The 13,549-nt window shown below is 57.8% G+C and carries 11 protein-coding genes; 1 reads left to right on the forward strand and 10 read right to left on the reverse strand.

What is annotated here, in order from left to right:
* Positions 1-32 precede the first annotated feature (32 nt).
* From PEH01S_RS04520 to icmF, 5 genes are all read right to left on the reverse strand, one after another.
* Positions 33-893, reverse strand: coding sequence for a 3-hydroxybutyryl-CoA dehydrogenase (locus PEH01S_RS04520; RefSeq protein ID WP_127484097.1), 861 nt, complete (start codon positions 891-893; stop codon positions 33-35).
* 77 nt (positions 894-970) lie between these two features.
* Entirely contained in the window at positions 971-2,326 is a 1,356-nt protein-coding gene (locus PEH01S_RS04525) for a dihydrolipoamide acetyltransferase family protein (protein WP_127484098.1), read from the reverse strand.
* Between the two features lie 36 nt (positions 2,327-2,362).
* The gene (locus PEH01S_RS04530; protein ID WP_127484099.1) at positions 2,363-3,343 is read right to left on the reverse strand and encodes an alpha-ketoacid dehydrogenase subunit beta; all 981 of its coding nucleotides are present in this window, start codon (positions 3,341-3,343) and stop codon (positions 2,363-2,365) included.
* 17 nt (positions 3,344-3,360) lie between these two features.
* On the reverse strand, positions 3,361-4,362 hold the full coding sequence (locus PEH01S_RS04535) for a thiamine pyrophosphate-dependent dehydrogenase E1 component subunit alpha (RefSeq protein WP_127484100.1): 1,002 nt from the start codon (positions 4,360-4,362) through the stop codon (positions 3,361-3,363).
* Between the two features lie 75 nt (positions 4,363-4,437).
* On the reverse strand, positions 4,438-7,695 hold the full coding sequence (icmF, locus tag PEH01S_RS04540) for a fused isobutyryl-CoA mutase/GTPase IcmF (RefSeq protein WP_127484101.1): 3,258 nt from the start codon (positions 7,693-7,695) through the stop codon (positions 4,438-4,440).
* Between the two features lie 331 nt (positions 7,696-8,026).
* Between icmF and PEH01S_RS04545 the strand changes: the two genes are divergently transcribed.
* Positions 8,027-8,587: a glutathione peroxidase gene (locus PEH01S_RS04545; RefSeq protein WP_127484102.1), complete on the forward strand. Its 561-nt coding sequence runs from the start codon at positions 8,027-8,029 to the stop codon at positions 8,585-8,587.
* Here the strand turns inward: PEH01S_RS04545 and PEH01S_RS04550 are convergent.
* The 5 genes from PEH01S_RS04550 to PEH01S_RS04570 form a co-directional block, all read right to left on the reverse strand.
* Positions 8,584-9,714 (reverse strand): acyl-CoA dehydrogenase family protein, encoded by a 1,131-nt coding sequence (locus tag PEH01S_RS04550; protein ID WP_127484103.1) that lies wholly within the window; start codon positions 9,712-9,714, stop codon positions 8,584-8,586. The genes PEH01S_RS04545 and PEH01S_RS04550 overlap by 4 nt on opposite strands.
* Positions 9,715-9,731: 17 nt before the next feature.
* Complete coding sequence (locus PEH01S_RS04555) at positions 9,732-10,910, reverse strand: acetyl-CoA C-acetyltransferase (protein WP_025848987.1); 1,179 nt, start codon at positions 10,908-10,910, stop codon at positions 9,732-9,734.
* Between the two features lie 73 nt (positions 10,911-10,983).
* Positions 10,984-12,102 (reverse strand): acyl-CoA dehydrogenase family protein, encoded by a 1,119-nt coding sequence (locus tag PEH01S_RS04560; RefSeq protein WP_127484104.1) that lies wholly within the window; start codon positions 12,100-12,102, stop codon positions 10,984-10,986.
* Between the two features lie 205 nt (positions 12,103-12,307).
* Positions 12,308-12,463 (reverse strand): BlaI/MecI/CopY family transcriptional regulator, encoded by a 156-nt coding sequence (locus PEH01S_RS04565; RefSeq protein ID WP_084159551.1) that lies wholly within the window; start codon positions 12,461-12,463, stop codon positions 12,308-12,310.
* A 39-nt stretch (positions 12,464-12,502) separates the two neighbouring features.
* The gene (locus PEH01S_RS04570; RefSeq protein ID WP_127484105.1) at positions 12,503-13,435 is read right to left on the reverse strand and encodes a phosphotransferase family protein; all 933 of its coding nucleotides are present in this window, start codon (positions 13,433-13,435) and stop codon (positions 12,503-12,505) included.
* Positions 13,436-13,549: the final 114 nt, after the last annotated feature.

A 13,549-nucleotide genomic window follows, 5' to 3' on the forward strand; every position in this document is an offset into this window, starting at 1 on the left:
TTATAAGAGAAAGCTGCGGTTTAGGGAACGTGCTACAAGGATGAATCGTAGGTATAAAAGCCTCTGCCCGTTTTGCGGCCGAGCCGGCCGGCTTTGACGTATTTGCGCAGCAGGGGACACGGGCGGTATTTGCTGTCTCCGAAGCCATGGTGAAGGATTTCCATAATGGACAGGCACGTGTCGAGCCCGATGAAATCGGCCAGCTCCAACGGGCCCATCGGATGGTTCATTCCCAGCTTCATCACCTTGTCTACCGCCTCCGGCGCCGCCACGCCTTCGTAGACGGTATAGATCGCCTCGTTGATCATCGGCATCAGGACGCGGTTCGATACGAAGCCGGGAAAATCGTTCACCTCCACGGGCGTTTTCCCCATGCGCTCCGCCAAATCGCGGATTTGCCCGAATACCTCGTTGGAGGTTTCCAGACCGCGGATGATTTCGACCAGCGGCATCACCGGCACCGGATTCATAAAGTGCATGCCGATCACCTGCGAAGGCCGCCCCGTCACGGCGGCGATCTCCGTGATCGGGAGCGAGGACGTATTGGTCGCGAGGATCGCCTGCGGCCGGCAAAGGTCGTCCAAGCGCTTGAACAGCGTCGTTTTATGCTCCATGCTTTCAATAATCGCCTCAATGACCAGATCGGCCTGAGCCGCTTGGTCCAACCGGGCGCACGGGACAATCCGCGCCAGAATGCTTGTTTTTTGTTCCTCGGCAAGCTTTCCTTTCTCCACGCTCCGGCCAAGACTTTTCGTCAGTCGGGAGATGCCTTGATGAAGGGACGCCTCGGCATTATCGTGCAGCAGGACGTTCAATCCTGCCGCTGCGGCGACCTGTGCAATGCCGCTGCCCATTTGTCCGGCCCCAATGACCATAACCGTCTGAATCGCCATGCGCTCCGCCTCCAACTCTATTTATTTTCAGGAATTTAGTTAAGTAATATATTTCCATTATATATTATTTATGTAATTCAATACAGCAAGCTTTCCCTATCATAGCTTTCGAGATTCCGCTTGACCTGCTGCATGAATTTACCGCATATCATGCCGTCCAGGATGCGATGGTCGAGCGATAGACACAAATTCGCGACGGATCTCACCGCGATCATCTCGCCAACAACGACGGGCCGGCGGACAATGGATTCGAACGTCATCAGAGCCGCTTGCGGATAATTGATGATCGGACACGTCAGAACCGTGCCGAAGGCCCCCGTATTATTGACCGTAAAGGTGCCGCCCTCCAAATCGGACAGCGTCAGCCTCCCTTTTCTCGACCGCGTAATCAATTCGTCCAATTCCAGCGCCAGGCCGGCAACGCTTTTGCGGTCCGCGTGCTTGATCACCGGCGTGACCACGGAATCCTCGGAGCCTATGGCGACGGAAAGATGAATGTCCTTCTTGACGATGATTCGGTCCTCCGACCAGACCGAATTCATCATCGGAACTTGTTTTATGGCGGCCGCCACCGCCTTCAGAACAAAAGGAAAGTACGTCAAGTTCACGCCCTCTTTGCGCCAAAACTCCTCCTTCCACTTGTGCCTCAAGGAAACAAGACCGCTGACATCCGCTTCGATCATCATCCAAGCATGCGGAATTTCCGACACGCTCTGCTGCATGCGCGCGGCAATCGTACGCCGGATCGGCGTCACAGGGACCGCTTGGCCGTCCGCGTTGAGCTGCGGCGCCGGCAGGCTCTTCCCGGAAGCGGCCGGGGACGAAGGCGCGGGCTTTTCAGACGCATCGGAAGTCCCGGCGGGAGAGGGTTTTTCGGCCCCAGCGGGGTTTCCTTGCCGTATCCGGCTTTCATGCCGGCTTTGCCCTTCGACCTTACGACGCTCCTCCACATAATTCAACACGTCGATTCGCGTAATTCTGCCGTTCATGCCCGTTCCCTTGACCTGCCGCAGATCGACCTGGTACTCGCTTGCCAAGTGCAGAACGGCCGGGGAATATCGGATCTTTTGCTCCCCAGAACCGACTGCCTCCCGAACCGAAGCTCCGGCGGAGGCTTGCCCGGAAGGCGCGGAGGCCTCGGCGGTTGCCGGCCGTTCTTCCGCAACCGCAGACTGGTGCGGTTCCCGGATGATGCAGATGGGCGCGCCGACATCGGCCTCTTGTCCCTCCTCCACCAGAATATCGACCAACTCCCCCTCCACCGGGGAAGGCATTTCCACGTTTACTTTGTTGGTCATCAGCTCGCACAGCAGATCGTATTCCTTGACGTATTCTCCCGGACGCTTCAACCATTTGCCGATCGTCGCCGAAACAAGACTTTCCGCCAAATGAGGAACCGTAATGACGGTTCCCTCCTTCTCCTTGCTCGCCATGGGACCCCTCCTCAAGCTTTTCAAGGGAAAGCAAATTTACATTTCCGCCAGCCGCCGCATCGCTTCCTTCACCTTATCCGGATTAAGCAGATAAAACTTTTCCATCGTCGGCGCCATCCCTACGGCAGGAACGTCGGGAGGACACAGCCGCATAATGGGGGCATCCAGCTGATACAGCAACTCTTCGGCGATGATCGCGGATACCTCCGCCCCGACGCCCCCCGTCTTGTTATCCTCATGCACAATGAGGACTTTGCCTGTCCGGGCCGCCGCTTCCAGAATGGCCGGCTTGTCGAGCGGCTGCAGCGACCGCAGATCGAGGATGTGCGTGCTGATACCTTCCTCTTCAAGCTCGGCGGCGGCTTTGAGCGCATAATGCACCGTGATGCCGTAGGTGATTACGGTAATATGGCTTCCTTCCCGCTTCACGTCGGCCTTCCCGATCGGCACGATGTAATCTTCCTCGGGCACTTCATCGGAAACGGACAGATAGCATTTCTTGTGCTCGAAATAAAGGACCGGGTCCTCATCCCGCACGGCCGCTTTCAGCAGGCCTTTGGCGTCATAGGCCGTCGAGGGCGCGACCAGCTTGAGCCCGGGCGTTCCGAAGAAGACGGATTCGGGACAGTGCGAATGGTACAAGCCGCCGCCTCCCGTAGCGCCGTAGGGAGCGCGGATGACGATCGGGCAGCTCCAGTCGTTATTCGAGCGGTAACGGATTTTGGCAGCCTCGCTGATGATCTGGTTCGTCGCGGGAAAAATAAAGTCGGCGAACTGCATCTCCGCAATCGGCCTCATGCCGACCATGGCCGAGCCGATGCCGACACCGACTATTGCCGATTCGGCCAAAGGCGTATCGAGCACCCGCTGCTCTCCGAACCGGTCGCGAAGTCCCTTGGTCGCATTCAGGACACCGCCTTTGCCGACATCCTCCCCGAGCACGTAGACCTGCTCATCCCGCTGCATTTCCTCCGACATCGCCGAGCGGATGGCTTCCAAATAAGTGATAATGGCCATCGGTCCAACTATCCTCCTTATCGCTCCGCATAGACGTGCAGGAGCGTATCTTCCGGCTTGGGATAAGGCGCTTGCTCCGCATATTTTGCCGCTTCGTTCACTTCCTGCCTGACGGTGTCGTGAATGGCGCGGTCTTTCTCCTCGTCCAGCAGGCCGCAGTCGAACAAATAACGGCGGAAACGAAGAATGCCGTCCTGCTGCTTATGAAATTCAACCTCTTCCTTCGTCCGGTACAGCATGTCGTCATCGGACGTGGAGTGAGGAGATATGCGGTACAGCATCGCTTCGATCAATGTCGGCCCCTCCCCGCGAACGGCGCGTTCCCTTGCTTCTTTGACCACGCGGTACACCTCGAACACATCGTTGCCGTCGACGCGGAATCCGGGAAAATCATAGCCTGCGGCACGGTCGACGATCCGCCCGGCCACCTGCTTATGAGCCGGGATGGAAATGGCGTATTGATTGTTTTCGCACATGAAAATGACCGGCGCCCGGAACAACCCGGCAAAATTGAACCCTTCGTGCACATCACCCTGATTGCTCGACCCTTCGCCGAAGGTCACAAACGCGACGCGGTCCTCCTTCCGCATTTGGGCGGCCAAGGCAATGCCGACGGCATGCGGAATCTGGGTGGACACCGGACTGGACATCGTCACGATATGATGCTTTTTCCCGCCGAAATGGCCGTTCATCTGCCTTCCTCCGCCGCCCGGGTCCTCCGCCCTGAGAAGCGCGCCGAGCATAAGCTCCTTCAGGGTCATGCCGACGGACAAGACGAAGGCGTAGTCACGGTAATACGGCAGAAAGTAGTCGTGTCTCTTCCTGAGCGCAAAAGCAGCCGCCACCTGCGCCGCCTCCTGGCCGATGCCGGAGATGTGAAAGGCAAGCTTGCCCGCGCGCTGCATCAAATAAATGCGCTCGTCCGCCTTCCTCGCCCGCAGCATGAAGGTATACATCTCCAGCACATCCTCATCCGTCAGCCCGAGCCGCCGATGCTGCGAAATCGAATCGATAGACATAGGTATCGCTCCTTGATTGAACGTATGGCTTCCCTTCGCCTCGCGGGTTGCGGTCTCTGCCGTTCCCCGCAGCGATCACATATTCCGGCGGTACTGCCCGCCCACTCGATAAAGCGCATGCGTAATTTGCCCCAAGCTGGCTACCTTGACGGTATCCATCAGCTCGGCAAAAATGTTGCCTCCGTCCAAAGCCACCTGCTGAAGCCTCGCCAAAGCGGCCGGGGCCTCGTCTTGATGCTTCGCTTGAAACGCGCGCAGATTGGCGATCTGCTGCTCCTTCTCCTCGGTCGTGGCGCGGGCCATCGGAATCGGCGGGTCATCCGTCGGCGGATTCGGGTTCTGGAAGGTGTTCACGCCGATGATCGGGAGCTCCCCGTTGTGCTTTTTCGTTTCGTACAGCAGCGATTCATCCTGGATTTTCCCGCGCTGATACTGCGATTCCATCGCCCCGAGCACGCCGCCCCGGTCGCTGATTCGCTCCAGCTCAGACAAGACGGCCTCCTCCACCAGGTCCGTCAGCTCTTCGATCACGAAGGAGCCCTGGAGCATATTTTCACTTTTGGCGAGTCCGAGTTCTTTCGTAATGATCAATTGAATGGCCATGGCCCGGCGCACCGATTCCTCCGTCGGCGTCGTGATCGCCTCGTCGTAGGAGTTCGTATGCAGCGAATTGCAGTTGTCCATGATCGCCAGCAACGCCTGCAGGGTCGTGCGGATGTCGTTAAAATCGATTTCCTGTGCATGCAGCGACCGGCCCGAGGTTTGGACATGGTACTTCAGCTTCTGGCTGCGCTCGTTCGCCTTGTATTTCTCTCGCATCACCGTAGCCCAGATCCGGCGCGCCACCCGGCCGATCACGGTATACTCAGGATCGAGCCCGTTGCTGAAAAAGAACGACAGATTCGGCGCGAAATCGTCGATGTGCATGCCCCGGGACAAGTAGTATTCGACATACGTGAAGCCGTTCGCCAAGGTGAAGGCGAGCTGCGAGATCGGATTCGCCCCGGCCTCCGCAATATGGTAGCCGGAGATCGAGACCGAGTAGTAGTTCCGCACTTCGTGATCGATAAAATATTGCTGGATATCGCCCATCATCCGCAGCGCGAATTCGGTGGAAAAGATGCACGTATTTTGCCCCTGATCCTCCTTCAAAATATCCGCCTGCACGGTTCCGCGAACCTGCTTCAGCGCTTCCTTGGCGAGCTGCCGCTTTTCGTCGTCGGAAGGCTCCCTCCCCTGCTCCTGGCGGAATTTGTCCACCCGGCCGTCGATCGCCGTATTCATGAACATGGCCAGAATGATCGCCGCCGGGCCGTTGATCGTCATCGAGACCGAGGTCAGCGGATGACACAAATCGAAGCCGGCGTACAGCTTCTTCATATCGTCCAAGGTGCAGATGCTGACGCCGCTCTCCCCGATCTTGCCATAAATGTCCGGCCGGTAATCGGGGTCCTCGCCGTACAGCGTCACCGAATCGAACGCGGTGCTGAGCCGCTTGGCCGGATCGTTCTTCGACAAGTAATGGAAGCGGAGATTGGTCCGCTCCGGGGTTCCCTCGCCCGCGAATTGCCGCTTCGGGTCCTCCTCCGTCCGTTTAAAAGAAAACACCCCTGCCGTATAAGGGAACGTTCCCGGGACATTCTCGCGGTACAGCCAGTTCACCAGATCGCCCCAATCGTGGAAGCCAGGCAGGCATACCTTGGGAATCCTCAGCCCGGACAAGCTTGTGGTCGCCAGCTCGGTGACGATCTCTTTGTCCCGGACCTTGGTGACCAATTGCGTGCCCGCATAACGGCTGCGCACCTCCGGCCAGCGGGCCAGGAGGGTGCGGGTCGCCGGATGCAGGCGCTGCTCGTACTTCTCTTTCAGCTCTTGCAGCGTAGCGATGCTGTCCTCCGGCGCGTGCTCCCGCTTCAGCGCTTGCATCGTTCCTTCGATTTGGTAGCAGGCGCGCGCAAATTCCGCTTCCTTGTCTACGAAAGCTTTGTAGCTGCGGACCGTCTGCACGATCTCTCCCAAGTACCGGATCCGTTCGCCGGGAATGATGACCTGCTTTTTGAAGCTTTTCTCCGTCGAGAAATCCGGAACCGGCCAGTCGCCGCCGCCTTTGCGGTTCATCCCGGAGATGAGCGCGGTAAACAGCCTGTTGACTCCGGCGTCGTTAAACTGGCTGGCGATCGTCCCGTACACCGGCATCGCTTCGTAGGGCTGCTCGAACCATCCGCGGCTTCGCTGCACCTGCTTTTTGACCTCGCGCAGCGCATCCTCCGAGCCTCTTCGTTCAAACTTGTTGATCGCGATTAGATCAGCGTAATCGAGCATCTCGATTTTTTCCAGCTGCGAAGGGGCCCCGAATTCGCTGGTCATGACATACAGCGTCATATCGGAGATTTCCGTAATCTGGTGGTCCCCCTGCCCGATCCCGCTCGTTTCCACCAGAATCCAATCGAAGCCCGCCGCCTTGACCACCGCCAACGCTTCGCGGATCGCCTGCGACAGCTCCTTACCCGAGTTACGCGTCGCCAGACTTCGCATATAGACGCGGTCCGAATGCACCGCATTCATCCGGATGCGGTCTCCCAGCAATGCGCCGCCCGTCCGCTGCTTGGTCGGATCGATGGACAGGATGGCGACGCTCTTGTTGGGATAATGCCGCAGGAAACGGCGGACCAATTCGTCCGTAAGCGAGCTTTTTCCCGCGCCGCCCGTACCCGTGATGCCGACGACCGGAGCGTCGGACGGCACCTGCTTGATCTGCTCGAACGCGGCATGAAGCTCCGGGCTGGAAGGAACGGACTCGCCGCTCAAGCTCTCGGCGGCCGTAATGCTTTGCGCGATGGCGCGGTGATTTCCCCGCTTCAGCTCCTCAAGATCGGGCACGTAGCCCGCAACCGTCGAAAAATCGCATTCCTCCAGCATGACATTGATCATGCCCTGCAGCCCCAGCTTTCTTCCGTCCTCCGGCGAAAAAATGCGGGCCACGCCATAGTCGTGCAGCCGCTTCATTTCCGAAGGAATGATGACGCCGCCCCCGCCCCCGTATACCCGGATATGGCTTGCGCCCCTCTCCTTCAACAGATCGATGACGTATTGAAAATATTCGACGTGCCCGCCTTGGTAGGAAGATATAGCGATGCCCTGCACGTCTTCCTGAATCGCCGCTTGCACAACCTCGTCCACGGATCGGTTATGACCCAGATGAATGACCTCCGCTCCGCTGGCCTGCAAAATCCGGCGCATCACGTTAATCGAGACGTCATGACCGTCAAACAAAGCGGAAGCGGTAACAAATCTGGCCTTGTGCTTTGTTCGATATACACGCGCAGTTTCCAAGAAAATCTCTCCTCATAGCGAAAAATCGAAGCATATAGGCGAAACGAAGCTAACCGTCCGCTCCGTCCGTTCAGCACATAACATGAAACGTAAGATTGGTTTCGGGCAGCATGCGGCCTTTTCCGTTCCAGCACAATAAAATCAGACGGATCGCCGGCAATCAACTAACGGCACTATCCTGGCAGCTCAAGTTGAGAGGAATATCTTGTTGGAATGACATATTGGTTTTATCTATAAAAATTATTTTCATTATATATTGGACCAATAAAACAAAACGCCATATGATGGATTTCGTTACCATAAACCCCGAAATCAAAGGAGGAGCGATCCGATGTCGGTTTACGGTTTCAAAGTGAACTCACTGGATGACCAACTCGTTGATTTGTCCATTTACCGTGGAAAGGTTCTCCTTATTGTCAACACGGCAAGCAGGTGCGGTTATGCCCGGCAATTCGCCGGACTTCAACAACTTTACGAAAGCTACCGTCATAAGGGGTTCGAAATTCTCGCGTTTCCTTGCAACCAATTCAACGAGAAAGAACCGGGCAGCGGCTCGGAAGTAAAGGAATACTGCGAGAGCAGCTTTGGAGCGACGTTTCCGTTATTTGAAAAAATAGAAGTCAGGGGGCCGTCTGCCCATCCATTATTCGAATATCTAACGAAGCAAGCGCCCTTTCAAGGCTTCGATCCCCATACTCCGGGCGGTCAGTGGATGCAGGACTTTTTGCAGCAAAAGTATCCGGAAATCTACGCCGGCGACGGCATCAAATGGAATTTCTCGAAGTTTCTGATCGATCGTAACGGCCGTATACACGCCAGATACGAAACTACGACGGAACCATCTGAAATCGAATCGGTTATTGAATCGCTGCTTTCGGCAGAAGCAGTCTAGGGCTTCAGCAGTTCGTTGGAGATGACGATCCGGTGAATCTGGTTGGTCCCCTCGTAAATTTGCGTCACTTTCGCATCGCGGAACCATCGTTCGAGCGGCTGTTCGTTCGTCCATCCGCTCCCACCAAGCAGCTGCAGCGCTTCCGTCGTGACCGCCATGGCGGTATCGCTGGCGAACATTTTGGCCATGGAAGCTTCCTTCGTACAAGGCTTGCCGCTCTGCCGCAGCCAGGCAGCCCGGTACACCAGCAGGCTTGCCGCATCGACCCGGGCCGCCAGCTCCGTCAGCACGGGCTCTACCGCACGCTGCCGCTCTTTCGGATACCGCTCCCTTACGAAGCGCTCCGTCTGTTCCAAGGCGGCTCTGGCAATGCCGAGCGCCTGCGCGCCGATGCCGATGCGGCCCCCGTCCAGAATCGACTTGGCCATGGCGAACCCCTGTCCTTCCTGCCCCAGCCGCTGTGCGGCCGGAAGGCGGACCTGGTCAAAGGTCAGCTCGCACGTATTGGAGCCGCGAAGCCCCATCTTCTTTTCCTTCTTCCCGACGCGGAAGCCGGGCGCAGCTCCCTCGACAATAAAGGCGGTAACCCCGGAAGACCCTTGCCCCGGACCGGTCACGGCAAAAACGATATAGACGTCCGCCTCGCCCGCGTTCGTAATGAACACTTTCGATCCGTTCAGGATATAGTCTTTGCCGTCCCATACGGCGGATGTCCTGATCGTGGCCGCATCGGAGCCGGCATGCGGCTCCGTCAGGGCGAACGCCCCGAGCCATTCCCCCGAGGCGAGCTTTGGAAGGTATTTCGCTTTTTGCTCCTCCGTCCCGTAATACACAATAGGCAAGGTCGCAACCGAAGTATGGACGGACAGAATAACGCCAACCGTGGCGCTTACTTTGGATATTTCCTCGATGGCGATCATATATGAAATCATATCCGTGCCGCTTCCGCCCCATTCCCGGGGAACCGGCAGCCCCAGAAGACCCCAGCCGCCCATGTCGTTGACGAGCGCACGCGGAAAAGCATCGGTTTCCTCCATAGCCGGGACGGACGGAGCGATCCGGCTAACGGCATATTCGCTCACCTTGCTCCGGAAGCGCTCCTGTTCGTCCGTGAAGCACAGCTCCATCAGGCGTCAACTCCCCTTTATTCGTCCACCCGAAGCAGTATCGCATCCCCTTGTCCGCCTCCGCTGCAAATGGCGGCGATTCCGAGCCCGCCCCCGCGCCGCCTCAGCGCATGAATCAAGGTCAGAACGATCCTTGCTCCGCTGGCCCCGATCGGATGCCCGAGCGCGATCGCCCCGCCGTTGACGTTGACCTTATCCTCGTCCCAGCCGACGAGGCTGCCGCTGGCAAGAACGACCGCCGCGAATGCTTCGTTGACTTCCAACAAGTCAATTTCCCGCAAGGATTTGCCGGTCTTTTGCAGCAGCTTTTGAATGACGAGTCCGGGCGTTATCGTATAATAAGGCGCTTCGGCGGCAACGGTCGTGTGCCCGATAATGGACGCAAGCGGCGAGTAGCGCTCGCGGACCGCTTTTTCCTCGGACATGACCACCAGCGCGGCAGCGCCGTCGCTAATGCCCGAAGCATTGCCTGCGGTCACGGTACCTCCCTGCACAAAGGCGGACGGCAGCTTGGCGAGCTTCTCCGCACTCGTATCGGCGCGCGGGGCTTCATCCGTATCGACATCCGCGTAAGAGCCCGCCCCGCAAGCGACGGGCACGATCTCGTCCTTGAACAGCCCTTGCCGGATGGCCTCCATGGCACGTTTATGGCTTCGCAGCGCCCATTCGTCCTGAAGCTGGCGGCTGATGCCTTTCTCGGCAACGATTCTTTCGGCGTACTCTCCCATGTGGACATGCTCAAAAGCGCAGTTCAATCCGTCTCGCAACATCAGGTCCGTCACTTTCTTGTCCCCAAGACGGCAGCCCCAGCGCGCATCCACCGCCGCGTACGGCGCGTTGCTCATGCTTTCCATCCCGCCGGCTACGATCGTTTCGGCATCGCCTGCCCGGATGATTTGATCGGCCAACGTAATGCTGCGCATGCCGGAGGCGCATACCTTGTTGATCGTCTCCGTCTGCACGCGCCAGTCCAATCCGGCCAACCGCGCCGCCTGACGCGACGGGATTTGTCCGGCGCCGCCCTGCAGCACCATACCCATAATGACCTCATCGACCTCGGAGGGAGCCACCTTTGCTTTGTCCAAAGCTCCTTCGATGGCAATGCCGCCAAGCTCGACAGCTTGCTTGCTTTTCAATGCGCCCCCGAATTTCCCGAATGCCGTGCGGGCTCCCCCGACAATCACAGATTCTCTCATCGCTTCTCCTTCCGGGCTTTCCGCAAGAAAGCCGCGTAATCCTAAAAAATTTTCCGCCTTCCGGCTTCGAACGTCATCCGCTTCCGCCCCATACGCCCATGCCTTTGAGCATGTGCAGCGCTTTGGCGTCGCGCATGTACCGCTCGACGCGGTACTCCTTCATATAGCCATAGCCTCCAAGGATCTGGACCGCATTCGTCGTCGCAGCTATGGCGGCATCGGCCGCAAAAGCCAGCGCCCGGGCGGACGGCCCGGCGTAAGCCAGCCCCTTGTCCTCATTCGACGCGGCCTGACGGGCAAGGAGGCTCGAAGCCTCGGCGGCCGCGCACATCTCGGCCAGCATGAACGCCACCGCCTGATGCCGCGCAATCGGCTTGCCGAACTGCGTCCGCTCCTTGGCATAAGCCAGCGACGCCTTCAAGGCGCCTTGCGCAATCCCGGCGGCCAGTGCCGCCAAACCGTACCGGGCGCTGGCCCACGTCTCCCTGGCGATATCGGTCCCTTGTCCGACATTGCCGATCAGCTGTCCCCCGGAAAGGCGACAGCGATCGAAGGCCAGATGAGCCATGCCGGAGGAGCGAAGGCCAAGAGCTTGGGTGACGGGTCGTACCTGCAAACCGGCCATCCCCCGTTCAACGAGAAAGGCAGCGGTTCGTACGGTTTCCCCTTCGCCTTCCACATTCGCGTAAACCAGAAACAGATCGGCTTCTTTGCCATTGAAAACGAATTCCTGCGTCCCGTCGAGAATATACCCGTCCCCGTCCGGCTTCGCCGTCAGCGCGAAGGCAGGCGAAGACAGCCCTTCGGGCCACGGTGCAAGCGCCCCGGCCCCAAGCTGCCGGCCCTCAATCAGCGCCCGCAAATACTTGGCTCCGATCCCCTTCCGCCCGAACCTGTACACCGGCCAGGTCACAAGCTGCACATGCGTCCAGAGCGCCGCCCCAAGCGAAGCGCTGCCTCCGGCCAGCTGCTCCAGCAGCAGGACATAGCTTGTGAAGCCTCCCCCGGCCCCGCCGTCCGATTCGGGCCAAGGCAAGCCGGTAAAGCCAAGCGCAGCCATCCGGTCGAACAGTCCGCGGTCTAACGCTTCCGCTTCATCCAGCTGTTCAGCCTTCGTTTCCACTTCCTTGGCGACAAAATCGCGCACCACATCACAGATCATTTCCTGCTCTTCCGTGAACTCGAACCTCATGAAATCTCTCCTTTGAGCATACAAAGGGACTTGCGATGAAACGGCACTCTACCTCCATGGTATGAAATATTTGGGATAAATATGATGTCATAATGGAAATAAAACGTTGGATTGAGACGAGCTGTACCGAATCCGCGCCAATAAAAAAAGAAATTATGCAAGGCAGCCGCCTGCACAATTTCTTTCGCAATGAATTAAACATTGTTCAAATCCGCGGCTTGGAGAGCGCGAGGCGCTCAAATTTCGCCCGGACGCGTTCCTGTCCGGAGACCGGCGGGTAATATCGGTAACTCCTTCCGGCCTTCTCGAGCCCGATCGCGTTTTTCTTCAGCAACCGGTTGATAAAGGTCCGGGCCGTCATTGTCCAATTATGGTCCCGGCAGTCTGCCCTGGCCCATCGCTATTCGGCCTGTTCCAGCAAAGCGAACAGATGATTTTTCGTGAAATCGTAGGCAGGCTTGTCTCCTTTCTTCGCGTAAAACCGCAAGCCGTCCAAGCCTTTGAAGAGCTGGTACCCGAGCAACCTTTCTTCGAAATAAGGGATAGAGCGCCCTTCTTCGGCCCAGACCTCGCGGACTCTCTGCGGAAATTGCGCTTTCGGGGCCCACAAATGCAGAACGGCCAAGTCGAACATGAAATCGCCGTACATCGCCATCTCCCAATCGACAATTCCGGTTATGGCCTGATCCCGGGCTAACATATTTCCGAAGTGGAAATCCCCATGCACCAGGTAGCGTTCCTCGGGCGCATGGCCAATCCGTTCCATCATCGCGGCATAGATCCGTTCGAATACATCCTTCTCCAGAAAGCTGCTTTCAAAAAGGGACGTCCACCCCTGATAAAATCCTTCCTGCTCTTCATCGAATAACGAAACCAGAAATTCCGCCCAAGTATCGAACGAAGCTTCTCCCGACGGCCGGACCCACCCGAAGCCTGAAAATGGCTCTACTCCAATCTGATTCAACCGGGTAAATTGCCGGACCAGATCGGGAAGAACGCCGCGGATATCCGGTCCGGCTTGGGAGATGACCGGGGTTCCCGCCGCTTTTTCCGCAATCGAATAATGGGCATTGCCGCAGGTGCCGACCGCGAGAATCCGGGGCATCGGCACCCCGCAAGAGGCATACTGATCCGAAATAAATTTAACTTTCTTCAGCGTCTCCGGGTCGTTCTTAAAATGAATAACCCGTTCCTTGCCATCCTTCGTGTAGCTGTACACCTTGCTCAGCTCTCCCATGTCAATCGGGGTCACATCGGCAACAGCCTCCCCCTCGATTTGCCGCAAATAGCCGAGGGCCGCTTCCGTATTCATTTCCGGTTTGAAGGAACGCATTTCCATTCCGCCTTTCTCGCATGAGTGTTGTATCAGGGTCTGGCGCGAAAACCAAAAAAAGCCGTGGATGAACATGTTCATCCACGGCTTCCTATGCGTCGGAATACGGAAACA

The organism is Paenibacillus ehimensis NBRC 15659, assembly GCF_004000785.1.
Classification (GTDB): domain Bacteria; phylum Bacillota; class Bacilli; order Paenibacillales; family NBRC-103111; genus Paenibacillus_G; species Paenibacillus_G ehimensis.

Coding starts and splice junctions, on each gene's coding strand:
- PEH01S_RS04545 (WP_127484102.1), top strand. CDS start 8,027: ATGTCGGTTTACGGTTTCAAAGTGAACTCACTGGATGACCAACTCGTT.
- PEH01S_RS04520 (WP_127484097.1), bottom strand. CDS start 893: ATGGCGATTCAGACGGTTATGGTCATTGGGGCCGGACAAATGGGCAGC.
- PEH01S_RS04570 (WP_127484105.1), bottom strand. CDS start 13,435: ATGCGTTCCTTCAAACCGGAAATGAATACGGAAGCGGCCCTCGGCTAT.
- PEH01S_RS04560 (WP_127484104.1), bottom strand. CDS start 12,102: ATGAGGTTCGAGTTCACGGAAGAGCAGGAAATGATCTGTGATGTGGTG.
- PEH01S_RS04550 (WP_127484103.1), bottom strand. CDS start 9,714: ATGGAGCTGTGCTTCACGGACGAACAGGAGCGCTTCCGGAGCAAGGTG.
- PEH01S_RS04525 (WP_127484098.1), bottom strand. CDS start 2,326: ATGGCGAGCAAGGAGAAGGAGGGAACCGTCATTACGGTTCCTCATTTG.
- PEH01S_RS04555 (WP_025848987.1), bottom strand. CDS start 10,910: ATGAGAGAATCTGTGATTGTCGGGGGAGCCCGCACGGCATTCGGGAAA.
- PEH01S_RS04535 (WP_127484100.1), bottom strand. CDS start 4,362: ATGTCTATCGATTCGATTTCGCAGCATCGGCGGCTCGGGCTGACGGAT.
- PEH01S_RS04530 (WP_127484099.1), bottom strand. CDS start 3,343: ATGGCCATTATCACTTATTTGGAAGCCATCCGCTCGGCGATGTCGGAG.
- PEH01S_RS04565 (WP_084159551.1), bottom strand. CDS start 12,463: ATGACGGCCCGGACCTTTATCAACCGGTTGCTGAAGAAAAACGCGATC.